The organism is Haematospirillum jordaniae, from assembly GCF_001611975.1.
Taxonomy (GTDB): Bacteria; Pseudomonadota; Alphaproteobacteria; order Rhodospirillales; family Rhodospirillaceae; genus Haematospirillum; species Haematospirillum jordaniae.
In genome coordinates, this window is the sequence record NZ_CP014525.1 from 37,217 (window position 1) to 63,419 (window position 26,203).

Here is a 26,203-nt window from a genome sequence, read left to right on the forward strand (position 1 = left end):
TATGTACCGTCCGAACGAGATCACGAGAACCTGCCTGCCAGAACCTCAGGTACGAATTCCTTTTGCCTTCTTGGCAGCGCTGATCTTCTTGTCCATATTCTCCAAGAACTCCCTTATCTCGGCCGTAATAACTCTGCTACGCTCTTCATAGCCCTTTGTAAATAAATCAAAGAATGCCTTCCTGTTATCCGTATCCTTGATCCTCGTCCCAACAAAGGCACCGTATCGAATCATGGACTCAAACGTCGCACTGGCCATACGCGCGATAGGCATGAATGTCGTGCTAGACGATAAAAGCTCCCGAACCTGCTTTAAAAGTGATCGATAGCTGGGGTCTTCACACCGCAAGTCTTCCAAGATGGACGCAAGCGCATCATCATAAGACTCTATACCCTGAAGCCAACTGGATACGGTAATGTCACGCAAAATATCCGGAGGCTGAAAAAGCGGGAGCTGGCGCTCGACCCTTTCAAGTACTTTTGACTTAGATACAGTGGACACATCCAAACGAATTGCCCCAGCAGCCAAAGGAGAAAATCCTTCTATCTTAGCTCCATCAGAGCAATTCCACACATCAACAGATAACAGACGGGCCGTCTCCACAAAAACACGACGGGACATATCCAGATGCCAAGCACTGCTGACAGTGCCACCGAAATTTCCGGGCACCGTCCGAACTAGCTTATTCTCCCAATCCGTATCAACTTCAGCTTTCCCATTGTAGTCAACATTATAGAAAACCTGCTCGGCATGATGCTTTTTAGGGTCACGTGCACCACAGTCACAGCCAAAAAAATAGAATGTACGAAATCCAAGACGGACCATGCCGGAAAAGGCCGCATTTGCTACCAAAGGAAATGCACCAAGCAGAGGAACTTCACGACCACCAAACAGGTGGGTACTAGACAAGCCACTCCGGAAGTAAAACCAGACTGAACCAAAGAGCTTTCCAATCTCTGGCGTTGCCGTCGTAGAAGCCATCAACCTGATTGTACTCAAATCATATTTTTCTGCTGCGCCGGAGAGAATTTCCGCCACCAAGTCAACATTCTCATTCTCAACATGTATATCGGGCTTTATGCCGGACTTCAGCAGAATCCCCAATGCAGTACCGCAACTAACAATAATAGATCTATCAGTCCATTTACGAATACATGGGATATCTTTATCAAGAGAAGGACCGGAACCAATAATAAAAACTGGCATTCTCTGCTCAAGCATCTCTTGGGAACGAAGAAGCCTGAATGGATACCGCGTAAAGTTTGAAACTGTATTCTTAACCATCTTTACTTCATCTTCATAAAACCCACTTGTTATATAATGATACTTTATCATATCAGAAAATATATTATAAGTTTCCTTCAGGACCCAAGAATAGTAATGCACATAAATATATGATCCGTCTAGGAATGCATTACCTCTGTTTGTAACGACATCTTCTATGGACCTGACAGCACGCTCTGGCATATCTGCCGTGATGAAATATAAAGAAGCTCCCCGTTCATATATTTTCTCGATAACAGGAGACCATTCAATGACATTCATTGAATGAATAATAAAATCATGAACAGGCTCTATAATAATAAATGTATTAACATCTTCAGAAGAAAGAAGTTCTTCTAGGTGATATCCAAGACCTATCCCAAAAATAAAGCTATACTCAATCTCATTAATGGGGCACTTGCAGTGTTCAACACTATTTTCCAAAAAGAAATCAGCGCATACCTTAGTAAGAGGCAAGCTGATCGTGGAAATATTACAGTGGTCAGGACTACTGAAAACCAAGCGATCCATGGTATCGGCACGACCACGCAACTGACCAGCCGTCCAGGAAGGAGCATCACCCGGATAAAGGTTGGTCCCTCCCAGATCAATGTTAACCGCCTGATCACCATTCCAGACAATGCGGGATGATGGCGTCCCAATAGCGCGTAAATCAGCAGCCAGCTTGGGGAAACGTTCTTCAAAGATCTTATAGTTACGAGCAAGACGTTCTTCGACCTGCTGATCAACATCATTCATGTCTATTGCTGACCCCCACCACTTTTCTCAGCAATCAACGGGATCTCCGAATTTAGCGAGAAGATTATCGTAAATACCTTCCAAGGAACGACAACGCGCCTTGAAGTCAAAGGGTGGTGCCTGACGCAGCCGGTCACGGATCGTATCACGAAAAGATACCAGGCGCCCCCTGTCAGAAGCCCACTCCGCAGCCAGCTCCGCAACATTATCCGGCGTAGCCCCCACACACGCCTCACCCAATCCAACCATAGTCAGGAAAGAGGAGACACCCCGCATGTGCCGCCCCTCTCCAGCCAAAGCCAGAACTGGTACACCAGCCCACAATGCACTGACAGCATGCACTGCTGACCGAGGCCCAGGAGGACTGAGAATAAGATTACACTCACAAGCCAGAGCCGCCTCATCGTCAACCTGGATCAGGTCAATACGATGAGCAACGCCGAAGGTTCCAAACATTGTCAACAAACGGCCAACGGTCTCACCAAACGAGAAATCACGGTCAATCAACACGATCTTTGATTCAGGGATTCTCAGAAGACATGCCGCCGCCAAGGCAACTGAATAATAATTCAGCTCCCGGAAGTAGAGGGGGAAGCCTATCAGAAATTCGCCATCACATGCACGATCCGAGAGAGGAGCATCATCCGGGGGCAAACCGGTACACAAGGCTCCCCCATGCAGAGATACAAGCTTCTGTTCATCAAGAGCAGGAGCAGCACGTATGTGGTCATCAAGAACCACAGCATCAAAGACATCTGATCCAGGATTCCAAGGAAGCCCTCCCCACGACACCTGAAGTGGTGCCATCCTCGGAATGAAAGCCTCAAACTGGCGAGGAAGAGCAAGGCCAGACGTATCAACAAGGACGTCGATCTCTTCGCCCTGAACTAATCTGGACAACGTAAAACGATCCATATCACTGATATTGTGCCAAACAGAGAAACAGTGCTGGAAAAGCCCGTTCCTGATTTCTGACAAGGCACCCTCACCGAAGCCAATAACACGCCAGCGCACAGGATTATGAGCCGCAATAACCGCAGCCAACCCCAAATCATCCAGCGTCACGGTTCGCCGCGACACGACGTAGCCAATGGTTATCCGGCCAGAGCCACGTGAATACAGGGAAATCGCATCATCGCGCCCAGTATCAGCAAGGCTGGCTGAAACCAAGTTTTGGTAACTCTTTTCCAGAACGCCAGCATCCTCCAACGGATTCGAAAGACGATCAAGGAAGGCATGCGCACGACAGGAAAATGAGGAATCTACCCTGACAGCCCAGTCATGCACAACACGACCGGCTTCATAATCACCCGTACTATACAGCGCCTGACCAAGCGTCATGGCCAATGCCCCACTATCGGGCAGAACATGCATAGCCGCCCTCAAACCGCTTTGGGCAGATAAGTACTGCTCCATGGACATCATACAAACCGCGATGGCCAAGTGCCCATCTACGCTGGTGGGATGAAACGCAACATGCCCTCGGAAACACTCCTCGGCCGCTACATAGTCTCCCGTTGCCAACAAGGCAACACCTCGCTTCATCAGGGAGTCGTCTTCCATCATGGAAAACGCCTTCCCGGCATCAGGAATATGCGCAGACGCAAAATCACAAAACCACTTAACAGGAGAAGGATCAAGCGTACCCGCAATCTTGAGATAATACGCCGCATCAGCCATAGACGATGCCTTGGCTGCAAGCGTAGAGAATAACTCGGCAGCTTCCTGACTGGAGGGGTCCAGCTCCAGCGCTCGCTTGTTATAGCTATGCGCCTTACGCCACAAACAAAGGTTCAGGCACGAGAGCGCAGCCACAACAGATGCAATCGTCAGATCCTGCGCATCCCCATCCTGCTCCAACAAAGCCTCTGCGCATTCCAGAATAGAATGCCAGTCCGGTTCTGTGCCAGAAAGCAAGTCGCGGAGAGAGTTGATAGATAGGGAAGCAGTCTCGCTCATTGCACACACTCACGAACAGTCCACAAGAACGGGTGCAAAATCACAATACACCACTAGGAACTGTCGTAAATCTGTAAATCGCACAGCAAACCCCGGAACCAAGAACAAACAAACTACGTCTGCACGTTATGGCCACTTGATACAGCGACTTCAGATGCATCCCCCGAAGCAGAGCTGCTTTCATCCGTCGTAGATAAACCGGCGCTAATTTCCCTGTTGATGGAAATCAAGGTATCAAGAAGACGCGCATCCGGATTGGCCATAAACGCAACAGCCTGACGATCAACAAAGTTTGAAAGGGAAAGCATATTGGCGCGCAGATCTGGTGGAACAGGACAATCCGGCTCCAGAAGATCCGACTGCAGAATAGTCCAAAGCCGCCAGTTCAGACGCAAGGCCGTGCGCATCTGATCAAAATCACCGCTGTCCTGCGCCAGTTTCATACGCACAGCTGCTTGCATCAGAGCCCAAGCCTCGGTTTTCCGGGGATCACCCGGCTGGATCACTGTGTTGTAACTCTTCAGCAAGCCTTTGTTCGACATGGCGGAGGATATCTCCCTCGTGGGTAATCAAGCGTCGGGCAACTTTCAGTGCCTTGAAGTAGTCCTCATCTCCAACAAGCGCAAAAATCTCCTCGGCGATCTCCCGCGAACTGGGCACAGCATCAGTAAACGATGTCAGGAAATCCTTAAAAAGGATTAAATGACGCGAACGATCTTCCGGAAACAAATAGACACACTGCAACGCATAATAAACACGGGTTGCAGGCGTGATCGCTTCATCTTGGGTCAGGATATCCTGCTGCCGCAGGATGGAGACTTGGTTGTGCACAAGCAAAGAGACAACACGGGCCGACGCATTTTCCAGCACAGCACCATTAATGACCAATTTCTGGCCAGGTTTGATTTGGACCTTCAACGCCATGACAACACGCCCCTCTCCGTCAAGCACGATGAACACCGGCATAAAAAAGACCGGGAAGAGAATGTCTCTTCCCGGTCACTCTAACGCAGGGATGCTTAACGGAACAGCCCCAGAACGGCCTGTTCAGACTGACCAGCGAACGACAGCGCCTGAATACCCAGCTGCTGCCGGGTCTGCAGGGCCAGAAGGTTCGCACCTTCCTCGTTCAGGTCAGCAAGCGTCAACTTGTCCGAACCTTCCGTCAGGATATTGGTATAGTTCTTGGTGAAATCCAAGCGAACCTGGAGAATAGCAACCGAGCTACCAAAAGCAGCCGACTTTGCACGAACGTTGCTGATCGTCTTTTCCAGACGACTGACAACCAAGTCAGCTTTCTTGTTGAATGACGCAAGATCAGCAGCCTTTGAAAGGTTATATACCTGCAGACCTGCACTAAAGCCAAGCTTACTCAGAATGGCAAGAGCTGAAGTATTAGCATTGCTAACCACAACACCAAGCGCAGAACCATTAGAACCAAGGAAGAACTTGGACGTATTGAAGTTAATACCGTTCACATCCAGCTTGGAGTCGGACTTCTCCGAGAAGTAGACTGTTAGCTTGGATGCTGAGGAGTTCAGGAGATTCTGACCTTGATACGACGCATCATCAACCAATTTCTGGACCTGAAAAGCCAAGGAACCGAGCTGAGATGTAAACTCTGTACGCTGATCTTTCGTCGCTGAGCGGGCACTGTTTACGATACCACGCATCTGGTTGACGAATTGCTCCAGACGGGTTGTGGTCTCAACAACAACCTTCAGCGCATTGATCCCTTGGTCAATCGAGTCCTTACGGGCCGACAAGTCGCCCGCACGGTCAGTCAGAGACTTTGCGCTGAAGAACTTCAACGCATCATCAATAACCGAGGACACCGCCTTCCCGGTGGAAAGGCGATTCTGGGTCCGGTTAACAAAGGATTGGGTGGTCTGCAAAGAAAGCAGGTTTGACCTACTTGCAGCAGAAAGTGCAATATCCGTCATAACGGTACTCTCCATTTCTAGAGAACATGACGTCCGTTCTGGACGCAGGCACCCCCATCAAGAGATGCAGGAAGAACTATACAGACATAAAATCAAGAGACCCAGATATTATTTTTTGATATGGCATGGTTCTTAATAACCATACGAAGAAAGGCTGCTAATTAGCAGCCTTTCTATTGGAAATTTATTGCCACAATAATGACATTATTGAACAGATTGATATACGTCAGCCCTGACCTTTTGCCGGAAAACATCCAAGGGAACCAAGTTACCCCCATACCGGGTATGCCAGAATGTCCAGCCATTACAAGCTGGGGCCCCCTGCACCGCAGCCCCAACCTGATGTATGGACCCGCGAACCTCTGCCGAAATAATGGTCCCATCAGCCCGAACCTTGGCCTTAAACCGCCCTGATACATCCGTCAGAAGGGCACCCGGAGCCAGCAAACCACGCTCCACAACAGTTCCAAAGGGCACACGGGGCTCACTGCGACGTGAGGGCGTCAACAAAAGATCTGGCTCCGAAACAGGTTCAACGGCCGCAATTCTGGCCTTTGCGGCCGTACGGTACCCGGAATCGCGCTCAATACCTATAAACCGGCGCCCCAATCTTCGGGCGGCCGCACCCGTCGTACCTGTCCCGAAGAAAGGATCCAAGACAACATCACCGGGATTGGTGGTTGCCATAAGAATGCGGTATAACAATGCCTCAGGCTTCTGGGTTGGATGAAGCTTGCCGCCATCATCACCCTTGAGACGTTCGCTACCGGTGCAAAGGGGGAGCGTCCAGTCACTGCGCATCTGCGTGCCATCATTCAACGATTTCATGGCATCATAATTGAACGTGTACTTGGACCCCGCACTTCGGGCACACCAGATCAAGGTCTCGTGAGCATTCGTAAAGCGCGTACCCCGAAAGTTTGGCATCGGGTTGGTCTTGTTCCAGACCACATCGTTGAGAATCCAGAATCCAATGTCCTGAAGCGCCGTGCCAACACGAAAGATATTGTGATAGGAGCCTATAACCCACAGCGCTCCATCGTCTTTCAGCACTCTCCGCGCGGCCGCCAGCCAGTCGCGGGTAAAACGGTCATACTCAGCGAAACTGTCAAATTTGTCCCAATCACTGTCAACCCCATCAACACGGCTGTTATCAGGACGCGTCAACTCTCCACCCAATTGAAGATTATAGGGTGGATCCGCAAAAACCAGATCAACCGACTTTTCCGGCAAGCTGTTCATCACAGCGATACAATCACCTAGGTGAACAACATCTGTTTTCAATGGATTATGTGGAAGAGAGGAGGCGGAAACCATTTTTTTGCGTGACATGCTCGGGTCCTGGACAGTCGGGTCAAAAGAAGGAAAGAAGGCAGGAATCGTTTTCAGCCACGTCGAGTCGCAGGTCAAGGGCCCCCGCACACCGAACATCCGTCATCATTCTTTTGAACATTGGCCCGGACAGACCACGGGCACAGCATCATGTGTTACCCATGGCACAATACCCACAAGACCTTGATGGTGTTGCGATAAGGCAACATAGAAAGAAAATCACACTATCCACAGGCTGTGGATAGTGTGATGCGACTCGTTACATTAGCTGTGAAGCATAACAATTTTGCAGGAAAGAATTCACACACCCTCAAATAGGCTGCCCTGCCCGGCAAAGCTGCGCCGATGATGCGGGGTTGGACCATGCCTGATGATTGCCTCCCGGTGGGCAACCGTTCCGTACCCCATGTTTTTATTCCAGCCATAAGCTGGGAAATCTGCCGACAACGCCTCCATCATGCGATCACGGGTTACCTTGGCCATGATAGATGCTGCGGCAATAGACAAACTCAGGCTATCACCCTTCACAACACACATCACAGGACACGGAAAACTCTTTGGGGCCTGGTTTCCATCAATCAAGGCCACATCAGGACACACGCCCAATCCATTCACAGCGCGTTCCATCGCCAGATGCGTTGCTCGCAAGATATTGATGCGGTCTATCTCTTCCACACTGGCAATACCAACTGACACGACCACACCGGGGCTACTGGTCAGCATCGAGAACAAGGCATTCCGCCGCGAAGCTGACAGCTTCTTGCTGTCATTCAGGCCATGGAACAAGGCATCCGGCAACAGGTCTGGATCAAGCAAGGCAGCCCCTGCGACAACAGGTCCTGCCAAGGGCCCCCGCCCAGCCTCATCAACACCGGCAACATTTGAACCAAAGCGGGACCGAGCATCATTTTCCAGATAAAAATCAGGCATCTCTACTCCTAGAGACAATACGGGAAACAAGATCCCAATAACGACGGGCTTTATGGATCTCAGGTGCGCAGGCCACACGCAAAACATCGGTAGGACCAGAGAAAGATTCGGTGCAGGTATTCAGGCGGCGCACCGGTATTTGCCAAAGAGGACTGATCGTCAGGGACAAAACCGTCACCGCAACAACCAACTGCCCTTCCCCGCTTTCCAGAAGCCTGCGGGAAACCCCGGCTCCCGCCAGCATAAAAGAGAATTCCCCGATCTGTGCCAGCGTTACCCCCACACAGAATGAACGGCGCCAACTGATCTTCTGCAAACGCAGGGCAAGCACATTGATCGTTGCCTTGATCACGGTAACAGCAACCAGCATCAGCAAGACGATACCGATATTGTCGCGGAGGAATGTCAGATCAAGCAGCAAGCCGATAGACAGAAAAAACACCATCAGCAATAAAGCCTGTATCGGGTGAGCATGATGCCTCAGGCTTTGTCCATCCGCACTGTTCCCGATGACCAGACCGGCCACAAAGGCCCCATACCCAGGTGAGAGTTCAGCAAAACCAGCCAAGGCAGCCGCCCCGAAGCAGGCTCCAAACGCGGCCAGTGGCCCAAGATCAGGGTGCCCCGAGACCGTTCCGACAAAGGGTAGACGAATGTCCCGACGCAACAAAACCCAGACCAGAGCAACCAGAATAAGGATCGACACGGCAACCCGCAGCATGACCTTGGGATCAATACCATCACCCGTCAATGCTGACAGCGTCAGCATCATTGGAACAACAGCCATATCCTGGGCGATCAGGATACCAACCGTCAGCCGCCCAGACGGACTGTCCAGCTCTCCTCTCTGCTCAAGAACCTTGATCACCACAGCCGTCGAGGACAGCGCCAGACAGAAGCCCAGCAGAACGGCGGTTCCTGCACTCCAGTCAAGCAGCCGGTGAAACAGGAGCATGACCCCAACACTGCCCCCCGTCTGCAAAAGCGTGGTCAGAACCGCAACACGCCACACTTCTGCAAAGCGATGGACCGACAGTTCAAGCCCGATAACAAACAGCAACATAACAATGCCCAGTTCAGCCAACAGGGCAACACCACCACGATCCGTGACCATTCCCAAGGCCGAGGGACCAAGGATAACACCGGCAAGGATGTAACCAATAATGGCTGGCTGACGCAGACGTGTGAAAACAACACCACAAGCCATCGCAGCCAAGGCTGTTATGGCCATCCCTGTGAAATCATGATGCTCCATCAGACACTACCCTGAACGACAAGACACGACGACCCGGCCAACATGCCTGCCGTGACCGGGCCAGAAGAAAAACAATCACTGTCAGGACATAAAGGCCAAAAGCAGAGAAAGGGCAAGCGTAACCATGGCAATCCAAGCCACACATCCCAACACCAACGGGACCATCCCAAGACGATGCAACTGGCGGAAATCTGTACGCAAGCCCAGCGCGGCCATACCCGAGGTCAGCAGCATGGTTGCAAACAGGCCTGCGTGCTCTTCTACAGCACTAGGCAATACTCCGATGCTACGCATGAAAAAAAGAGCTGTAAAACCGACCACAAACCATGGAAGTCCCAAGGGAACATGCATGTCGTCACGGTTCTGGCGCCTCTGGAAGAAAATAACAATAAACAAGGCAGGAACAAGCAGAACAACCCGCAGAAGCTTTGCCAGCGTACCGATAACGCCGGCATCAGAACCAACCTGCCAAGAAGCGGCAACGGCCTGGGCCACTTCATGCAAGGTTGCCCCACACCACAGCCCTCCCCTGAATTCATCCAGATCAAACCAGAGTACAAGGTATGGCAGGATGAACATTCCACAGGTACCAAGCAGGGTAACCAAGGCAATAGCACAGGCTACATGCTCGGGAGAAGCCCGCGTCACATCACGACCCGCAGCAATGGCCGAAGCCCCGCACACGGATGTTCCCAAGGCAATCAGAGAGGTCAGACGGGGATCAAGACCCATTGCCCGCCCCAGCCATAATGTCAGCAACAACACAAAGAAAAGGCACACGACAACGAGGCCCATGCCTCCAAACCCAATGGCCTGCATCTCTGCCAATGAAACCGTCGCTCCCAAGCACACAAGACCAGAGCGCAGCAGAATGCCGGCCATGGCAACCTCACCCGGTTCACGGCGAACAGCGAATGGAAGAGCAGACCGCGCGACAATACCAAGAACAATGGCCAGACTCAATGTCCCGAAGCCAAAGGCAAGGTTCAAGTGGTTCAGCAAGAAAGCCACCAAGGTAACAAACGACACGGACAATACGCCGGGGACGCAAGACAGATAGAAGGTTACGCTACGCATCAGATATGTCTTCTTCCCCGTACCCCTACATAACTCTGATAATCATGCCAGCTGGAAAGACATAGCCTGAACGAAAGGACGGCGACTGATTCTGAGATGTGGCCGGGGCCGTACGAGCATCCTGCGGAACATAAAGAGGCCAACGCCCGGAAGCCACCATGTCCAGTCCAGGATTGTCCTGTCCCAGGCGATCACGATAAATCCACAAATCCGCCAAAACACGCTCGATATAGGCACGCGTCTCACGAGACGGGATAGCCTCTATAAACAACAAGGGATCATCGTCGTACCGGACTGTCTTTCTCCAGCGCGCAAGCGTGCCCGGACCTGCGTTATAGGCAGCGGCAACAAAAAACATGTTTCCCTTGATGTCCGGCAAACCCAAGAGATGCTCAAGGTACGACTGCCCCAAGGACAAACTGACTTCGGGATCCATAACAGCCCGAGACCCACCCAGCCAACCATTATTCTCCATACGCGCAACCGCCCGTGCCGTAGCAGGCATGATTTGCATCAGCCCGACCGCACCAGCCGGAGAACGCGCTGCCGGATTAAAAGCTGACTCCTGACGAGCAAACGCATACAGCATGGCACGGTCCAACGCCCACCCATTGCGGGGCTGCCAAGCAGGAACCGGATATCGGGCCGATTCAAAAGCATTATCTACGCTCTGGATACGAACAGATGACAGATGCAGGGCCAGACTGGCCATTCCTTCCCGCTCTGCAAAATGGAGAATTGCCTGCCTTTGTTCATGACTGGCTGCGGGGTACAAGCGGCGCAACTCATCTTCTGCACGATCATGCTTGCCGACCAGAACCAAGGCCAAGGCACGCCGCCCGGCGGGTGAGTCGGTGATCGCCACCGCCTCTTGATCTGTAATTGTATCCGTACGCCAGGAAAAGTCCAAAGGCAGGCCAAGTGCCCGCCGTGCAATCAACCCATAAAATGTATGCGGATAGGATGCTGCGATATGAAGTGACTGGCTGACTTCCTGTGGCCGCCGATTTTTCAGAGCAGAACGGGCGGACCAATAAGCCGCCGCAGAACGAACCCAAGGCGAAGCATTGTCCGCATCACGCAATGCAGAGAACCAGACAGCCGCTTCCTCGTAATCATGGCGGCGCCAACTTGCCAAACCACCAGCCCAGTGAGCCAATGACAGAGCACGCGAATCCTGGCCACGCACCTGACGGGCAAAGCGCAGGGCTGTTTCGTCTTTTCCCTTGATAAAAGCAGCATAAGCAAGAGATGCCCACAGGCGATCACGATCAACAGAAGACAAAGGGCTTGTCCTGAGAAGATTGCTTGCTGCATCAAACCGACCGGCAACCAGATGCCCCCGGAAGATACGTCCTGTCTTGAGAACAGATGCCGCGCGAGAGGATAGAACCGATGCCTCTCTCTCCCACCGGGGATCATCGCCGGAGATACCCGCAACAAACCCTTCCGGCGAAACAGGATGCGGCAAAGGTCCTCCACCGCGCTTACGGGCAAGCCGATAGATCCGGCGTGCATCATGGTGATCGGCGTACCGTTCCATCCACGACCGGAGTTCCTGGAAAGACGCCTTGCCATAACGGGCGGAAAGATAGCGATCCTGCAAGACATAACCAAGCAACAGCTTGCTGTCCAGAGAGCGTACAACATGATCTGCGGCGGCAAAAAGACCTTGATCCTGAAGGGAAAAAATACGCTGGTAACGTTCAACATCCGGTGCCGACAACACATTGGCAATACCAACATGCAGCACTCCGTCATCACCGGGATCGGGGGAGGAAAAAGCGCAAGCTGGAAGCCCTGAAAAGAACAAGCACAGCAGAAATAAAACAATTCCCCCTGCCCACTGGCGCAGCAGAACAACCACACCACACCCTGCACACCCAATGGGCTGGATCATCAGATATCACTCCGCTATCGCCGCCAACCTGCTTATACGCGTGGGGTGGCTTGGCAACAAGGTGAAGGAAACAAGTGACACGATCACAAGGACGCGAGCGATCCCAGCTTCAGCTTGATTTCCAGAAGGTCACGCCATGCCTGGCGCTTGTGAGCCGCGTTACGCAACAAATATGCAGGATGAAAAGTAGCCAGTGCAGGAACCGGAGTGGAAAGCCCCGGGCTTGACCAAGATCGCCAATGCCCCCGCAAACGGGTAATACCTTCCGTACGCGCGAAAAGGTTCTTGGCCGCCAATCCCCCGACCAGAAGAAGAACCTTTGGCTGTACCAACTCAATATGACGGACAAGGAAGGGAAGACAGACAGCAACTTCAGCATCTGTAGGCGCACGATTCCCCGGCGGACGCCACGGCAACAGGTTGGTGATATAATAAGAACGACGATCAAGACCAATGCTGGAAAGCATGCGATCCAGAAGTTGGCCACTAACCCCGACAAACGGTTTGCCTTCCCGGTCTTCATCCCGTCCCGGTGCCTCGCCAACAACCATCAGGTCTGAATCCGGATTGCCATCAGCAAAAACAGTCCGTGAAGCCGTCACCTTCAGAGGGCATCCTTCAAAAGCCTCGACAGCGGCACGCAAAGTTTCAAGATCCAAACATTCTGCAGCAGCACGCGTTGCACCAAACCGCGCCGCTGCCGGCTCATCCTGCAAGGAGGAAGACGCAACAGAATGACTGCGGGGGACAGCAGTCGGTGCCGGCAGACTCACACCTTCCGACAACGGGGAGACAGGCTGCACAGGAGCAGCATCAACAGCCGGACTGGACAAGGCAAAGCGATCTTGCGGCTGTTCGCCAACAACCTCGTCGACGCCGGCGTCAAGATACCAACGCAAGAGAGCCGGTCCCGACAGTACATCCGGGGTACACTGTGTATTCTCGATCATGGCCCAGACCATAGCACAGACTTTCCCGGATCGTCACTTCTCCGTACACGACCCTCCCCCTCTTTCCATATAATCCCTTTCCTGCAAGCTCTTGCCCCCGTATGCTTGCCGCTTGATACAGCCGCGTGACAAGACAGGGGAATGACCGATGAAGCGGGAGTCCATGGAGTTTGATGTGGTTATCGTTGGCGGTGGCCCCGCCGGACTCAGCGCATCAATCCGGCTCAAGCAACTGGCTGCCGCGGAAGGGCGGGAACTGTCAGTATGCGTTATTGAAAAGGGATCGGAAATCGGAGCCCATATTCTGTCTGGTGCGGTCATTGAAACGCGTGCCCTGGACGAGTTGATTCCAAACTGGAAGGTCAAGGACGCCCCCCTGAGAACACCGGCAACGGACGACAATTTTCTGTTTCTGACAGAAAAAAGGGCCTTCCGCCTGCCCACACCACCGCAGATGCATAATCATGGCAACTACATCGTTTCCTTGGGCAACCTTTGCCGGTGGCTGGCAGAGCAGGCCGAAGAGGCCGGTGTAGAAATCTATCCAGGATTCGCAGGAGCAGAGATTCTGTACGATGAAACCGGCGCGGTGCGTGGTGTGGCAACAGGGGATATGGGGCGAGACCGCAATGGGGAGCCAACAGACCAGTTCCAGCCCGGCATGGAGCTTGTTGCCCGTCAAACCCTGTTTGCAGAAGGCGTACGCGGCTCGCTGGCCAAGGAGCTGATGGAACGCTTTGATCTACGCAAGGACTGTGACCCCCAAACATACGGGATCGGGATCAAGGAGATATGGGAGGTAGACCCATCTGTACACCGCCCGGGGCGGATTGTTCATACCATTGGCTGGCCAATGCGGGCCGACACCTATGGTGGATCATTCCTTTATCATATGGAAAACAACCAGATCGCCATCGGTTTTGTCGTTGCCCTTGATTACTCCAACCCATACCTGTCTCCTTTTGATGAGTTCCAGCGTTTCAAGACCCATCCGTCCGTCAGACCACTGCTTGAAAAAGGTCGACGGGTTGCCTATGGCGCTAGGGCAATTAATGAAGGGGGCTTCCAGTCGATCCCGAAACTGACATTTCCCGGCGGGACCCTGATCGGCTGCTCGGCAGGCTTCCTGAATGTCCCGAAGATCAAGGGAACCCATACTGCCATGAAATCCGGCATGGTTGCCGCAGAGGCTGTCTTCGAAGCCCTGTCAAACGGTGCATCATGCCGGGATGAAGTCAGCGCTTACGGTCATATGATGAAAGCCTCGTGGGTGTGGCCGGAATTACACAAGGCCCGCAATATCCGCCCATCTTTCCACAAGGGTCTCTGGGGCGGCTTGATCTATTCTGCACTGGCAACCTATGTGTTCAGGGGCAAAGAACCCTGGACATTCCACAACCACGCCGACCATGCCTGCCTGAAGCCGGCCTGTGCTGTCCCCGTGATCCAGTACCCCAAACCAGATGGCGTCATTACATTTGACCGGCTGTCCTCAGTCTTTCTGTCCTCAACCAACCACGCCGAGAACCAGCCCTGCCACCTGACCCTGAAGGATCCAACACTGCCTGTTTCCGTAAATCTGAAGATCTATGCAGGGCCTGAAGCACGATTCTGTCCCGCCGGAGTCTATGAATTTGTTTCTGACCCAACAACCGGGAAAGACCGCCTTCAGATCAACGCACAAAACTGTGTACACTGTAAAACATGTGATATCAAAGATCCCTCCGGGAACATCAACTGGATTGTTCCACAAGGGGGTGACGGGCCCAATTACCCGAATATGTGAAAACAGGGCGCAGGTACAAACAGGCTGAAGCGATTGGATATGCTTTCATACAAGACTTGTGGCAGATGGCCCCGCCGGCGCAGCCTGACCCGCGTGCTGCCTCGAGCAGCCACCCTCTGGGTATCCGGAGTAGCCCTCATGCTTGCATCGTGTGGTCCGGTCTCGGAATACGGCAGGGTCAGTCTTGCATCCGATCTTCAGGATCGCCCCCCGCCCTTGTCGTCTGCTTTCGGGCAGTATCTGGCCGGACGTCAGGCACAAGTGGAACATGACAGCACTGCCGCAGCCACTTACTATCAGGGTGCCCTTCTGCATAATCCCGCCAACATAGAGCTGGCGCGCCGCACATGGTATTACATGCTGGTTTCAGGCCAAAGCAAGAATGCCATTGCCTTGGCCGCTGCAACATTACCACATGACAAAGGGAACACGCTTGCCCCGCTTGTGGTCGCAACGGGGGCTGCCCATGAGGAGCGCTGGCATGATGCGCAGCAGATTCTCGCACCCCTGAAGGCACAAGGCCTGAACAGCTTTGTGGTTCCGCTTATGCGAGCGTGGATCCTTGCCGGGTCGGGGCAACACGACCAAGCACTGGAAACGCTCAGGCCCATGCGTCAACAGCGACAGCTTGTACCGCTGCACGATTTTCACGCGGGCTTGATCCTCGATACGGCAGGCCGGGATGCCGAAGCTGGCTACTGGTACGAGAAAGTTCTGGATGGGTCATCACTGTCCCTGCGGGCTGCCCAGATTATAGCCGCCTATCTGCACCGGAATGGCAAGACTGAAGCTGCGCTGGAGCTTTTTGAACGCTACAGACGGGAACACATGTCTTCCGTTCTTGTCGACGCCGCATTGGCGGAGTTCCGTTCAAGCAAAGGACAGGACAGACCTGTTCGCTCTGCATCTGATGGACTGTCCGAAGCCCTGTATGGCACCGCCTCTTCCATTGTGCAGGAAAAAGCATGGGATGCCGTTCTGGTCTTCTCTCGCATGGCCCTGATCGCAAGGCCCGATTTCAGCTATGCACAGCTGATGATCGGAGATGTTTTGTATGAACAGCGGCGCTGGAAAGAAGCGGCCCACATCCTTGGCAGCATTACAAAAGACACCCCCCTATTCTGGCCGGCCCGCCTTAAAATGGCTGAAGCGTTTGAGCAGGACGGCCTTCCTGATAAAGCCCGCAACGTCTTGAACACTCTCTCGGACATGCATCCGGAAACCCCTGAACCCTTGATGCTTCTGGGCGATTTGGAGCGACGGCAAAATCGCTGGTCGGCAGCCATATCGGCATATCGCTCTGGCCTGGAGCGGCTGAAAGGAACAACCATGCCGACGTGGTCGGCCCACTACAGCCTAGGCATGGCCCTAGAACGCAACGGGCAGTGGGATGAGGCAGAAAAACACTTGCTTCTGGCCTTGGAGCAACAGCCGGACCACCCGATGATCCTGAACTATCTTGGCTATTCATGGATCGACCGCGGCCTACATCTGGAACGTGGCAAAGCCATGATTGAACAGGCTGTTGCCCAGCGCCCGGATGATGGCTTCATCGTCGACAGCCTAGGGTGGGCCCTGTACCTTCTGGGGGACTATCAGGGCGCAATTGCCTATCTGGAACAAGCTGTCGAACTGGAGCCAGCTGATCCAACCATCAATGATCATCTTGGCGATGCATACTGGAAAACAGGGCGCACGCGGGAAGCTATTTTTCAGTGGAAGCGGGCCTTGAGCCTGAAGCCGGAAGACGCAATAGCACAAAGCATCACGCAGAAACTGGACAAACACGCCAAGAGCCGTGAAGGCACATCACCGCAGTAATATCTTCGCACCACCCGAAGAATGAAAAGAGACGGCACCGCCAAGGACAGGACATGACCACTTCTGAAAAGACAGTGTGCGTTGCAGCCCCAGCCAAGGTCAATTTGACCTTGCACCTTACGGCACGTCGCGACGATGGTTATCATATACTGGAAAGCCTTGTGGTGTTTGCAGGCATTCTGGACCGCATCACACTGGAACCGGCCGACACATTTTCATTGGTTATTGAGGGACCCCAAGCCCACAATCTGGATGCCTTGAATCCAGTAGACAACATCGCCCTGCGAGCCGCACGGCGCATGGCTGCTCTTGCGGGACGTAAGGATGGCGTGCGGGTGGTTCTGGAAAAAAACATCCCCGTTTCTGCGGGGATAGGTGGAGGCAGCGCCGATGCCGCAGCGGTCCTGCATGGCCTGATACGCTTGTGGTCCTTCTACCCCACAAAAGCGGCCTTGCATGAATTGGCTCTTGGTTTGGGTGCCGATGTTCCGGTGTGCCTGCAGGGACGTTCAACAATCATGGAAGGGATTGGCGACATCCTGCATGAAGCCCCTCCCCTGCCCGGATTCTGGCTGGTGCTTGCAAATCCGGGCGTAGAAGTCTCCACACCTCTGGTTTTCCGGGCCCATGCCGGTGACTTTCTCCCTCCGATTCGGCTGACCGATACACCCCGCTCCGCTGAGGATATGGCAGTGCAACTGCGTAAAGGACGCAACGACCTGACCGCCGCAGCCATAAGCCTAGAACCGGTTATCGGAGAGTGCCTAGCCCTTCTGACGGCTCTGCCGTCGTGCCTGCTTGCCAGAATGTCCGGCAGTGGAGCAACGTGCTGGGCACTCTTCTCTACAGAGTATGAAGCCCGGACAGCGGCCAAAGCCTTGCGTACAGCCAAGCCTGCATGGTGGGTTGCAGCCGCCCCGGCTCTGCATACGGTTGACCCGTTCGGGCTGGCGGACTCACCCGTCTCGTTCACCGGGATCTAATCCTTCGTCATCACATCAACCGTGGCGGTTTCCGAGGGTAAGCGCAACAACGGCTTGCCAAGAGGGTAGCCCGGCATACCCTGCCAGACATCGACAGGCCCACTCTTTCTGTACCCAGCAGCCAGATAAAATGGCAGCGCTGTCTTGGTACTTGTCAGCATGACGGTGGAATACGCCCGCCCGGATATCCATGCCTCAAGATGGGATAAGACAGCCCGGCTAATCCCCTGGAACCGGCAACGAGGATCGACGTAGTTAAGAAGAATCTCACCATCCACACTGGCAGCGCCAACACCCACAACACAGTTGGCATCTTCTGCAACAACGAATCTGAGGCTCTCAGAATCAATCCAGAGAGCAACCGTTTCGGGGGTCTTATTGGCAAGCCAGAGCGCTATCCGCTCAGGGCTTCCTCCGTGATCCGCCTGGCACAGCTCTACAATAGAACGCCGCAGCACATCTGTTGCCGCGCATACATCACCTAGCTCTCCTGTTCGTATATGCACAATAACCCCGCGGATCATCAACAGAGCAGACAATAACACCGAAAATAGCGCTATATCATGCTGTACCATCAAGCCTAAAATAGCCTTTGCGCACCAGATGTACGTTGTGACCCAAAGTGTTGGCGTGTGCACAAAAGACTGTTGCACAGGTCAGAAGAATACCTTATGGTGCCGCCCTCTCGCGCAGGGTAGTCTCTACCTTGTCTGTTGGGGTGTAGCCAAGCGGTAAGGCAGCGGTTTTTGGTACCGCCATTCCCAGGTTCGAATCCTGGCACCCCAGCCACCACCTATCAGTCATAACAGGTACTTGAAACGCCCGGGTCAGACACTGGCGCTTCCCCACGCTTCTTTGGCAACCCGCCTGAAGTTTCCCCCCATAATTTTGCCGACATCATCCCGCTTGTAACCATGCACAAGCAAAGAACGGGCAAGACGTGACAGGTTCTCGGGGGCATAGACCTTGACCGGATAACCAGGCGTGTATCCGCGCTCAACCGGCCACCAGTATCCCCGGTCAACGCCATCGGGAAAGTCTGTCATTCCGGGTAGTTCGTGCATGACATCTAGGCCAATCCCGACGTGATCTATGCCTGCCACAGCAACAACATGATCAATATGACGGATCATATCCTCGTCCTGCACATCCGTCTTAATGCCAAAAAAACGATTCAATCCGGATAATCCGACCACCCCACCGGTCTGGGCACAGGCACGAATCAGATCATCATCAATACAGCGCTCATGCCCACACAAGGCACGGGGATTGGTATGGCTGAAAACAACAGGACGCTGCGCGACCCCCATAACATCAAGGGCAGAACGGCGCCCCATATGCGAACAGTCCATGATCATTCCATTATCATGCACAGCCCTCACCATACGGCGCCCCAGCGCGGTCAGGGGCATGTCATCGTCATGGCATCCCCCAGAAACACTGTTGTTACGGTTATAGGCAAAGTGAATCTGGCGTACTCCCAGAGCTGAAAAGACCTCCAGCATCTCGGGCATATCCTGAAGCATCAACGAGCCTTCAAGATCAAAGGCTATAGCAAGGGCCCCCATGGACCGTGCAACATCAATGTCCGCCACCGTACGAACAAGGGACCAGCGGTCGGGAGATTCCGCGATTTTGGCCCGGAAGGCGGCCAAGACACGCATAATCTGAGAGATCTGGTTCATATCCATGCCAACATTGACAGAGACAAACCCGGCCCCACCGCGAACATGACTGTCCAAGAGAGACAAAGGTGCCCGCGTATCAAGGGGCAAGCAGACATGCGCATCCCAGATCAGGTCGGGCAACCAGGAATCCATCATGCAAAGCATCCTTTAATAGCCAGAACAAAACGTAATCAGGGCCACGTCCGCGTTTTAAGTTGAGACAGATCAATTCATCATATTGACAGATAGCATATGAAAATCAGATCAAGTTGCAGCAGCCCCGCACTCCCGCGGCCCATTGCCAGAAACCGATACCCGAACAACAGAACCATGGCAGATATGACTCTTCAGGATCTATACCCCGGACAAGCAGCACGTGTCATCGGATTACAGGGGGGGAGTGCCGGATACCGGCAACGCCTGTTGGCCATGGGCCTGACACCGGGGACCTGCTTTACAATCACACGGGTCGCCCCATTGGGAGACCCCTTAGAGCTGCATGTACGGGGTTGCAGTCTTACCATACGCCGTTCTGAAGCCAGTATTGTCGCCGTGGAGGTCCTGTCACCATGACCCTGCACATTGCACTGGCCGGCAACCCAAATTGCGGAAAAACAACGCTTTTCAATGCATTGACAGGGTCGCGGCAACACGTTGGCAACTGGCCCGGCGTGACCATCGAGAAAAAAACGGGCACCATAAAATTACCGAACGGACGCTGCGTCACACTTGTAGACCTGCCAGGAACCTACATGCTGGGTGGGCCGGATACCGGCAGCGAGGATGAACGAATTGCCCGTGATACCCTGCTGCTTGACAAGCCCGCCTTGATTATCAATGTGCTGGATGCCTCGGCGCTGGAGCGGAACCTTTACCTGACCACACAGATTCTGGAAATGGGTGTCCCCCTTATTCTAGCGATCAACATGATGGATGTGGCAGAGAGCAAGGGAATCACCATTGACCATCAGCAGCTGTCCACAAGCCTAGGATGCCCGGTTATCCCTTTGATCGCCTCCCGCTCCCGTGGACTGGAGCAACTCAGGACAACGCTGGAGACAGCAATAAAGGCCGCAAACGAAACAAAGCGACGCCCGGACCATCACGCAAGTATTATTGAAGCCATTCGGGCGCTTGTTCCCTTCGTCAGCGAAAAAGCCACAATGGCTGGTATTGACCCCACATGGGCGGCGCTACGCCTAATTGAAGGTGATAACCTGGCCGAAACCTTGACGGATGCTGCGGGGATTAACGCTGCAGAAGAAGCCCGTAACAACATCAGCACAAACAGCGGCGAAGACGCAGATATCCTGATTGCCGAAGGACGTTACACCTTTATTGGCACGATTCTGGCTGATTGCTGCAAAAAGACCCCCATGGAAACGGCACGCACGACAGGGAGACTTGATTCCCTCGTTCTGAGCAAATTTGCGGGAATCCCCATCTTTCTGGCCGTTATGTATCTGATGTTCCTGCTGACCATCACGCTGGGCGGGGCATTCATCGACGCCTTTGACCTAGCAGCAGGTGCTTTGCTAGTTGATGCTCCGTCCCGCCTTCTGGAAGCGGCCGCTGCCCCCCCATGGCTTGCTGCCGTAGTGAAGGCTGTCGGCCAAGGCATGCAAACCGTTTGCACGTTTATTCCTATTATCGGCTTTCTGTTTCTCTTCCTGTCTGCCTTGGAAGATTCGGGCTATATGGCTCGCGCAGCGTTTGTTGCCGATCGGGCCATACGCAGCCTTGGCCTACCCGGAAAGGCTTTTGTCCCCCTGATTGTCGGGTTTGGCTGTAATGTCCCGGCGATCATGGCAACCCGAACTTTGGAACATCGGCGCGAAAGAATTCTGACATCCATGATGGCCCCTTTCATGTCATGTGGGGCCAGATTGCCCGTTTTTGCGCTTTTTGCAGCCGCTTTCTTCCCTGAAAACGGCCAGAACGTGGTGTTTGGTCTTTACATTCTGGGTCTTATGGCTGCTGTAGGCACTGGGCTTGTCCTCAAACACACATTCCTAGGGGGAGGGTCGCTCCCCTTCGTTATGGAATTACCCCCGTGGCATGTTCCTTCGGGACGAACAATCATGCTGCAAACACGACAACGACTTGCCGGTTTTGTCTTCCGGGCCGGTCAGATTATTGTTCCGGTTGTGACAGTTCTATCCCTCTTGGCATCAACAGGTACGGACGGAACATTTGATATTGCAGACAGGCAGAATTCTATCCTGGCATCAACAAGCCGTGCCCTGATCCCTGCGCTCGAGCCTCTTGGTATTAATGATGACAACTGGCCCGCTGCAGTTGGGCTGGTAACCGGCCTATTCGCAAAGGAGGCCATTATCGCCACACTGGACAGCCTGTATGTCTCTACGCACGATGATGAGAACGCAGCGAACTCAACGGCTTCACTCCTTGAAGCGCTTACTGATGCTTTCGCTACCATCCCCACAAACATAATGGCCCTAACAGGGCTTGGGTCGGTTGAAGATAATCCGGATCACCAGGAAACACCCCTGACACAAGAACTGGCACGAAGGTTCAGCAGCCCACCAGCAGCCTTGGCCTATATGGTGCTGGTTCTGCTCTACAGCCCATGCGTAGCGACCCTCGGTGCTATCCGACAGGAAATTGGCATGCGCTGGATGTTGTTCTCTGCCATATGGACAACGGCACTGGCTTGGCTATCCGCTGTCGCGATCTACCAAGGCGGAACCTTGGTCATAAAATCGGGATACCCTGTAATCGCCACAGGTATAAGCCTGATGCTGGCTATAGGGATTCTGTCTGGAATCAGACTGAACAGACTCCGGAAACAGAGAACAGCATGAACAGCTTGTTTGCCATACGGCACTGCCTGCAAACCTATGGCCCCTTGTCTGCAGCCGATATTGCCGCGCATGTCAACAGTACCGAGGAAGCCGTAGAACCCCTGATCGAACGATGGATCGCAAAGGGAAAAGCCCGCCGCATCACCGCCCCCCCACCCTGCGGCACGCGCCGTGGAGGATGTACCACATGTCCTTCTGTATCTGTTGATCTATACGAATGGGTATAACACAAAACTGCCTTGCACCCATAAAGGATCGTGAAGTACCTGCCAAACGGCTTACGCAGAGAGGCCCCTCTTCATTAATGTCAGCATGGGTAGCGAACTTTGTATGATAACGCAAAACCCCCCGCCGAAGCGAGGGGCTCTGCCAGATAGCGTGGTTGGATGTACACAATACACCCAGCCAACACTACAGGGGATCAGAAGTTGACACGACCCGTCAGCATGCCGTTGTGACCGACATAGCCAGACCGCATTTCTGCGTCATAGTCCGCACGAACTTCCCACACGCCATCGGCCGTGGTGTAGCCCAAGCCGGCACCAATGGTGCCACCGAACCGGGACCGCTTCAGGCCAGAGGTGTTGAACAGGGTTGTATCGCCGGAGTACTTACCGGTGCTGGTAGCATCATCACCGATGAAGTCATACAGCGCAGCAGCACGCAGTTCCGGACGAACGACAGAACCGCGCAGGGTTTTGTGTTCATAGGCCAGCGAACCACCCAAGCTTCCTTCCAGAATGCTGGTTGCCGAAGGATCAACAGTCATGTTGAACGCACCGGCACCGGTTTCCGTGTACTTGGAAGGATCGGTATAGGTGTAGGACAGACCTGCTTTAGGGGTCAGAGTCACGGCACCACGGTGCAGTGGAGATCCGGCGGCGACAGAGGCAGAGTACTGGTTGGCGTCGTACTTGCCTTTGGCGGTCCGGTCCAGACCACCAATGGTAACCTGGCGCGAGGTCTTCACGCTATTCTGGGCATAAGCCAGCTGACCTTCAACGAAGAAACCCTCTGGCTCATACGAACCGTACAGGGCAACCTGGTAGGATGTAACATCGGTCTTTGTCTGGCTGGCACCCTTGCCCTTCATGTCGGACTTGGATGTGCTGAGGGCCAGACCAACGCGCACGTCGTCGGCAACCATGTTGTCCATACCAATGGTCATCCCATAGCTGTTGGTGCTGTTTCCAGCCACACCGCCACGGGACTTCTGAGATGCGGTGCTGCCTGCGGCCTTGACCCAGGCGCCGTTGCGCAGGGTGCTGTCACCAGCGGCGGTACCGGTTTGCTGCAGACCGGCCACATCGTTACCGGTACGGGCCGATGCCAAACGGGATGCAACGGCATCAGCCGCAGCGCGGGACGCGGTGTTGATAGCCTGGTTGGCCTGGGAGACCGTGGATACAGCCGACTGACGGGCGGCATTTCCGGCATCGCTGTTCTTTTCCAGAGCCACATTCAGGGCTGCACGAGCTTCGGCATCACCCCCCAATGAACGAACCACAGCCTTGATAGCCTTGGCTTCATCGGTACTGACCGACAACCTGCGGGCAATCTCACTGTCGCTGCGCGGAGCAACTGTTGTTGTGATCAACGTTCTATCGTCAGAAACGATACTCTCGATCCGAGCCAAGGCGGTACCATAGTCACGACCGAACGTTTCCTCAACAAACATTTTGTCGTTGGCACTCAGTGCAGCTGGAGGCGTATTGATCTTTAAAGACTTGAACTTTCCTTCCAGGACCGTGTTCTCAACACGAGGAACGATTGCAGATATTTTCTTTTCTTGGCTATCAGCTGTAAAGCCCCCCAGAGATACTACTTCCAAGACGGCTTTGCCATCTTTCTTAACTGCATCGATAGCTTTCTGCGAAACAATGATTTCTGACGTCCAGTATGAATACTCGCTACCATCCTTCAGTGTGCCTGTTTTCTTGGTTGCGTCATTCATTGCCGGGGCATGCAGTGAGCCATTGATCTTGGTGTACCCATCGAGCCACAGCGCTGTGCCTGCTTCCAAGTGCATATTATTTGCATGCACTTCGCCGGAACCAAGAGCAAGCAATCCTTCCTGCAACCAGACTTCTTTCAGGGCATGGGTCTTCGTACCGATTTGTCCGATTCTGGATCCTTCGGTAGCATACAGACGTAGAACGCCCTTATCATTGGCCTTAGTTTCGACTTTGCCAATGTTGAAGCCTTTGACTTTATCAGCGCGGCCACCAATGCTAGTGGTACCCTCTCCATCAAGTAGCAAGGCTTCTGCGCCAACGTAACCCAGATTGATCGCATTGCCGCGGTATGTCACAGAATCACCTGAACCGCTGGAGGTACGTGCATCTCGAGCATTCAGGGTCAGCTTTTTGGCATAAACATCGCCACCGGTTGCAACGGCATTGGTTTCGGTTGCGTTGATGGTGACATCAGCAAAACGCTTGCCGGAGGTACCGATGTTGCCAACGGCGCCGCCTTTTTTCGTTACCTTGCCACCATCCACGGTATCTGCAGCAGCGTGCAATTCCAGCTTGCCTTGGCCGTTCTTGGTGGTGGAGACATTGCCAAGGTCGAAGCCACCAACCGCGCCAGCGGAGCTCTTACCGATAACATGGCTGCCTTCACCATTGATCACCACGGCCTTTGCTTCGGTCCGACCGGACTGTGCCGTAAAGGTCTTTCCGGCATTCATGGTCAATACGTCGGTATGGGTCTCGTCAACGGTGATATTAGCCTTGTCAGCGTTCAGAACAGCGAACGGCTCTGGCTTGTCTGCCGTACCAATGCTGGCAACAATGTTGTCATGCCGCTTTGCTTCTGTCAGAAGCTCTTGCCTCAATTGCCATGCCTTCAGCAGTGCCTGTGCTTTTTCTTTGCCAGCAGCATCAGCTGAAAAATAAGCGTTGAGGTCATTGAAACCAGAAGCTAGCTTGCTGGCATCAATCTTACCGCCACCAAACAACGCCTTTGCGGCACTAGATATTGCAGCAAAATCGGGAGTCTCTTTGGCCAATTCTGTGCTCAATGCGTTGATCAACGCATCAGTAACACCTGCACCGGCAATCTCAGAGATCTGCTCCATGAGCTTGGTCGGCGTAGCAGTCGCACCCGTTGCAAGAGGTGTGGCAAGTATTGCATTCAAGGCGTGGTATTTCCCATCGGCCGCAATATCCGACGCCTTGATCAGACCCTGAGGGTTTGCAGCAACACCATTTACAATGACGCCACCGCCTTTGCCAACCTTACCTTCGGCAACGTAGCCGCCGTTTTGTACGACCACTTCCGCCGGTGCCGGTGCTGCCGACGAGGTTGCCCCTGCCACGCCGGGAATTGCCATAACAACTGCGGCCAGCGCCGTTGTTGCCAAAAGATGCTTACGTTTTTGTAACACGATCGGTTCTCTTCCTGTGTTGTGTTGATGCCAACCACACGCACCGGACATGGACACCTGAGGTTATGGGGTTCCCTGCCTGCGCGCCGGACTCTCTTGATAATACGTTCCGGCCATGGGTCAACATGCAAAACACACCTATCATGCTGATTTTATTTGCTTTTTTAACTACATAATTGCCATCTGCACAAACTGCACTTTTTCGTTGCCCCCCTGTTACGCAGATGCCACAGCACGGTGAATGTCATGATTGCCATTCACCGGAATCTATATTCATGGTTGAAACGCAAAAACACGTTTGCCATGACGCCTTTCCCCGAGTGGTGTACACAAGCCACGCCACCCTTGATTACGGAGCCCAAGCC

At 53.5% G+C, this 26,203-nt stretch carries 20 protein-coding genes and 1 tRNA gene; 7 read left to right on the top strand and 14 right to left on the bottom strand.

Features of this window, described 5'->3' with window-relative positions; translation table 11 throughout:
• Positions 1-45: 45 nt before the first annotated feature.
• From AY555_RS00205 to AY555_RS00255, 11 genes are all read right to left on the bottom strand, one after another.
• Positions 46-2,022, bottom strand: a complete 1,977-nt coding sequence (locus tag AY555_RS00205) for a motility associated factor glycosyltransferase family protein (RefSeq protein ID WP_066131832.1) — start codon at positions 2,020-2,022, stop codon at positions 46-48.
• Between the two features lie 27 nt (positions 2,023-2,049).
• Complete coding sequence (locus AY555_RS00210) at positions 2,050-3,981, bottom strand: tetratricopeptide repeat protein (RefSeq protein ID WP_066131835.1); 1,932 nt, start codon at positions 3,979-3,981, stop codon at positions 2,050-2,052.
• Between the two features lie 113 nt (positions 3,982-4,094).
• Positions 4,095-4,523: a flagellar biosynthesis regulator FlaF gene (locus tag AY555_RS00215; RefSeq protein ID WP_082811771.1), complete on the bottom strand. Its 429-nt coding sequence runs from the start codon at positions 4,521-4,523 to the stop codon at positions 4,095-4,097.
• Positions 4,471-4,947 (bottom strand): flagellar biosynthesis repressor FlbT, encoded by a 477-nt coding sequence (locus AY555_RS00220; RefSeq protein ID WP_066131841.1) that lies wholly within the window; start codon positions 4,945-4,947, stop codon positions 4,471-4,473. The genes AY555_RS00215 and AY555_RS00220 overlap by 53 nt, the downstream gene beginning before the upstream one ends.
• 53 nt (positions 4,948-5,000) lie before the next feature.
• Positions 5,001-5,924: a flagellin N-terminal helical domain-containing protein gene (locus AY555_RS12060; RefSeq protein WP_167798468.1), complete on the bottom strand. Its 924-nt coding sequence runs from the start codon at positions 5,922-5,924 to the stop codon at positions 5,001-5,003.
• A gap of 204 nt (positions 5,925-6,128) precedes the next feature.
• The gene (locus tag AY555_RS00230) at positions 6,129-7,241 is read right to left on the bottom strand and encodes a site-specific DNA-methyltransferase (RefSeq protein ID WP_066136274.1); all 1,113 of its coding nucleotides are present in this window, start codon (positions 7,239-7,241) and stop codon (positions 6,129-6,131) included.
• 315 nt (positions 7,242-7,556) lie between these two features.
• Positions 7,557-8,186, bottom strand: coding sequence for a ribonuclease HII (locus tag AY555_RS00235; RefSeq protein ID WP_066131847.1), 630 nt, complete (start codon positions 8,184-8,186; stop codon positions 7,557-7,559).
• Complete coding sequence (locus AY555_RS00240) at positions 8,179-9,441, bottom strand: cation:proton antiporter (protein WP_066131850.1); 1,263 nt, start codon at positions 9,439-9,441, stop codon at positions 8,179-8,181. The genes AY555_RS00235 and AY555_RS00240 overlap by 8 nt, the downstream gene beginning before the upstream one ends.
• A gap of 81 nt (positions 9,442-9,522) precedes the next feature.
• Positions 9,523-10,518: a YeiH family protein gene (locus AY555_RS00245; protein ID WP_066131854.1), complete on the bottom strand. Its 996-nt coding sequence runs from the start codon at positions 10,516-10,518 to the stop codon at positions 9,523-9,525.
• A gap of 25 nt (positions 10,519-10,543) precedes the next feature.
• Positions 10,544-12,418, bottom strand: coding sequence for a lytic transglycosylase domain-containing protein (locus AY555_RS00250; RefSeq protein ID WP_066131857.1), 1,875 nt, complete (start codon positions 12,416-12,418; stop codon positions 10,544-10,546).
• An 83-nt stretch (positions 12,419-12,501) separates the two neighbouring features.
• Complete coding sequence (locus tag AY555_RS00255; protein WP_245176927.1) at positions 12,502-13,380, bottom strand: uracil-DNA glycosylase; 879 nt, start codon at positions 13,378-13,380, stop codon at positions 12,502-12,504.
• Positions 13,381-13,516: 136 nt separating this feature from the next.
• Between AY555_RS00255 and AY555_RS00260 the strand changes: the two genes are divergently transcribed.
• The 3 genes from AY555_RS00260 (at position 13,517) to AY555_RS00270 (ending at position 17,958) form a co-directional block, all read left to right on the top strand.
• On the top strand, positions 13,517-15,154 hold the full coding sequence (locus AY555_RS00260) for an electron transfer flavoprotein-ubiquinone oxidoreductase (RefSeq protein WP_066131860.1): 1,638 nt from the start codon (positions 13,517-13,519) through the stop codon (positions 15,152-15,154).
• A 138-nt stretch (positions 15,155-15,292) separates the two neighbouring features.
• Positions 15,293-16,975: a tetratricopeptide repeat protein gene (locus AY555_RS00265; protein WP_066131863.1), complete on the top strand. Its 1,683-nt coding sequence runs from the start codon at positions 15,293-15,295 to the stop codon at positions 16,973-16,975.
• A gap of 53 nt (positions 16,976-17,028) precedes the next feature.
• Complete coding sequence (locus AY555_RS00270; protein ID WP_066131866.1) at positions 17,029-17,958, top strand: 4-(cytidine 5'-diphospho)-2-C-methyl-D-erythritol kinase; 930 nt, start codon at positions 17,029-17,031, stop codon at positions 17,956-17,958.
• Here AY555_RS00270 and AY555_RS00275 read toward each other — a convergent pair.
• Positions 17,955-18,464: a GNAT family N-acetyltransferase gene (locus AY555_RS00275; protein ID WP_167804474.1), complete on the bottom strand. Its 510-nt coding sequence runs from the start codon at positions 18,462-18,464 to the stop codon at positions 17,955-17,957. The genes AY555_RS00270 and AY555_RS00275 overlap by 4 nt on opposite strands.
• A gap of 208 nt (positions 18,465-18,672) precedes the next feature.
• On the opposite strand from AY555_RS00275, the gene AY555_RS00280 reads away from it, so the two are divergent.
• A tRNA-Gln gene (locus tag AY555_RS00280) sits at positions 18,673-18,747 on the top strand.
• A gap of 38 nt (positions 18,748-18,785) precedes the next feature.
• On the opposite strand, the gene AY555_RS00285 is transcribed toward AY555_RS00280, so the two are convergent.
• On the bottom strand, positions 18,786-19,781 hold the full coding sequence (locus AY555_RS00285; protein ID WP_066131872.1) for a dipeptidase: 996 nt from the start codon (positions 19,779-19,781) through the stop codon (positions 18,786-18,788).
• A gap of 174 nt (positions 19,782-19,955) precedes the next feature.
• Here AY555_RS00285 and AY555_RS00290 point away from each other — a divergent pair, with 174 nt between their 5' ends.
• From AY555_RS00290 to AY555_RS00300, 3 genes are read left to right on the top strand one after another with little or no spacing between them, the layout of a single operon-like run.
• Complete coding sequence (locus AY555_RS00290) at positions 19,956-20,198, top strand: FeoA family protein (RefSeq protein ID WP_209315835.1); 243 nt, start codon at positions 19,956-19,958, stop codon at positions 20,196-20,198.
• The gene (gene feoB, locus AY555_RS00295; RefSeq protein ID WP_066131875.1) at positions 20,195-22,450 is read left to right on the top strand and encodes a Fe(2+) transporter permease subunit FeoB; all 2,256 of its coding nucleotides are present in this window, start codon (positions 20,195-20,197) and stop codon (positions 22,448-22,450) included. Before AY555_RS00290 ends, feoB begins: the two co-directional genes overlap by 4 nt.
• Positions 22,447-22,677: a FeoC-like transcriptional regulator gene (locus AY555_RS00300; protein WP_066131878.1), complete on the top strand. Its 231-nt coding sequence runs from the start codon at positions 22,447-22,449 to the stop codon at positions 22,675-22,677. The genes feoB and AY555_RS00300 overlap by 4 nt, the downstream gene beginning before the upstream one ends.
• A 194-nt stretch (positions 22,678-22,871) precedes the next feature.
• Here the strand turns inward: AY555_RS00300 and AY555_RS00305 are convergent, their stop codons facing one another.
• Positions 22,872-25,838: an autotransporter family protein gene (locus tag AY555_RS00305; RefSeq protein ID WP_066131881.1), complete on the bottom strand. Its 2,967-nt coding sequence runs from the start codon at positions 25,836-25,838 to the stop codon at positions 22,872-22,874.
• Positions 25,839-26,203: the final 365 nt, after the last annotated feature.

What these genes read in the sequence shown, in the direction of transcription:
- AY555_RS00205 (WP_066131832.1), bottom strand. Translation starts at nt 2,022, where the DNA reads ATGAATGATGTTGATCAGCAGGTCGAAGAACGTCTTGCTCGTAACTAT.
- AY555_RS00210 (WP_066131835.1), bottom strand. Translation starts at nt 3,981, where the DNA reads ATGAGCGAGACTGCTTCCCTATCTATCAACTCTCTCCGCGACTTGCTT.
- AY555_RS00215 (WP_082811771.1), bottom strand. Translation starts at nt 4,523, where the DNA reads ATGTCGAACAAAGGCTTGCTGAAGAGTTACAACACAGTGATCCAGCCG.
- AY555_RS00220 (WP_066131841.1), bottom strand. Translation starts at nt 4,947, where the DNA reads ATGCCGGTGTTCATCGTGCTTGACGGAGAGGGGCGTGTTGTCATGGCG.
- AY555_RS12060 (WP_167798468.1), bottom strand. Translation starts at nt 5,924, where the DNA reads ATGACGGATATTGCACTTTCTGCTGCAAGTAGGTCAAACCTGCTTTCT.
- AY555_RS00230 (WP_066136274.1), bottom strand. Translation starts at nt 7,241, where the DNA reads ATGGTTTCCGCCTCCTCTCTTCCACATAATCCATTGAAAACAGATGTT.
- AY555_RS00235 (WP_066131847.1), bottom strand. Translation starts at nt 8,186, where the DNA reads ATGCCTGATTTTTATCTGGAAAATGATGCTCGGTCCCGCTTTGGTTCA.
- AY555_RS00240 (WP_066131850.1), bottom strand. Translation starts at nt 9,441, where the DNA reads ATGGAGCATCATGATTTCACAGGGATGGCCATAACAGCCTTGGCTGCG.
- AY555_RS00245 (WP_066131854.1), bottom strand. Translation starts at nt 10,518, where the DNA reads ATGCGTAGCGTAACCTTCTATCTGTCTTGCGTCCCCGGCGTATTGTCC.
- AY555_RS00250 (WP_066131857.1), bottom strand. Translation starts at nt 12,418, where the DNA reads ATGATCCAGCCCATTGGGTGTGCAGGGTGTGGTGTGGTTGTTCTGCTG.
- AY555_RS00255 (WP_245176927.1), bottom strand. Translation starts at nt 13,380, where the DNA reads ATGGTCTGGGCCATGATCGAGAATACACAGTGTACCCCGGATGTACTG.
- AY555_RS00260 (WP_066131860.1), top strand. Translation starts at nt 13,517, where the DNA reads ATGAAGCGGGAGTCCATGGAGTTTGATGTGGTTATCGTTGGCGGTGGC.
- AY555_RS00265 (WP_066131863.1), top strand. Translation starts at nt 15,293, where the DNA reads ATGCTTGCATCGTGTGGTCCGGTCTCGGAATACGGCAGGGTCAGTCTT.
- AY555_RS00270 (WP_066131866.1), top strand. Translation starts at nt 17,029, where the DNA reads ATGACCACTTCTGAAAAGACAGTGTGCGTTGCAGCCCCAGCCAAGGTC.
- AY555_RS00285 (WP_066131872.1), bottom strand. Translation starts at nt 19,781, where the DNA reads ATGATGGATTCCTGGTTGCCCGACCTGATCTGGGATGCGCATGTCTGC.
- AY555_RS00290 (WP_209315835.1), top strand. Translation starts at nt 19,956, where the DNA reads ATGGCAGATATGACTCTTCAGGATCTATACCCCGGACAAGCAGCACGT.
- feoB (WP_066131875.1), top strand. Translation starts at nt 20,195, where the DNA reads ATGACCCTGCACATTGCACTGGCCGGCAACCCAAATTGCGGAAAAACA.
- AY555_RS00300 (WP_066131878.1), top strand. Translation starts at nt 22,447, where the DNA reads ATGAACAGCTTGTTTGCCATACGGCACTGCCTGCAAACCTATGGCCCC.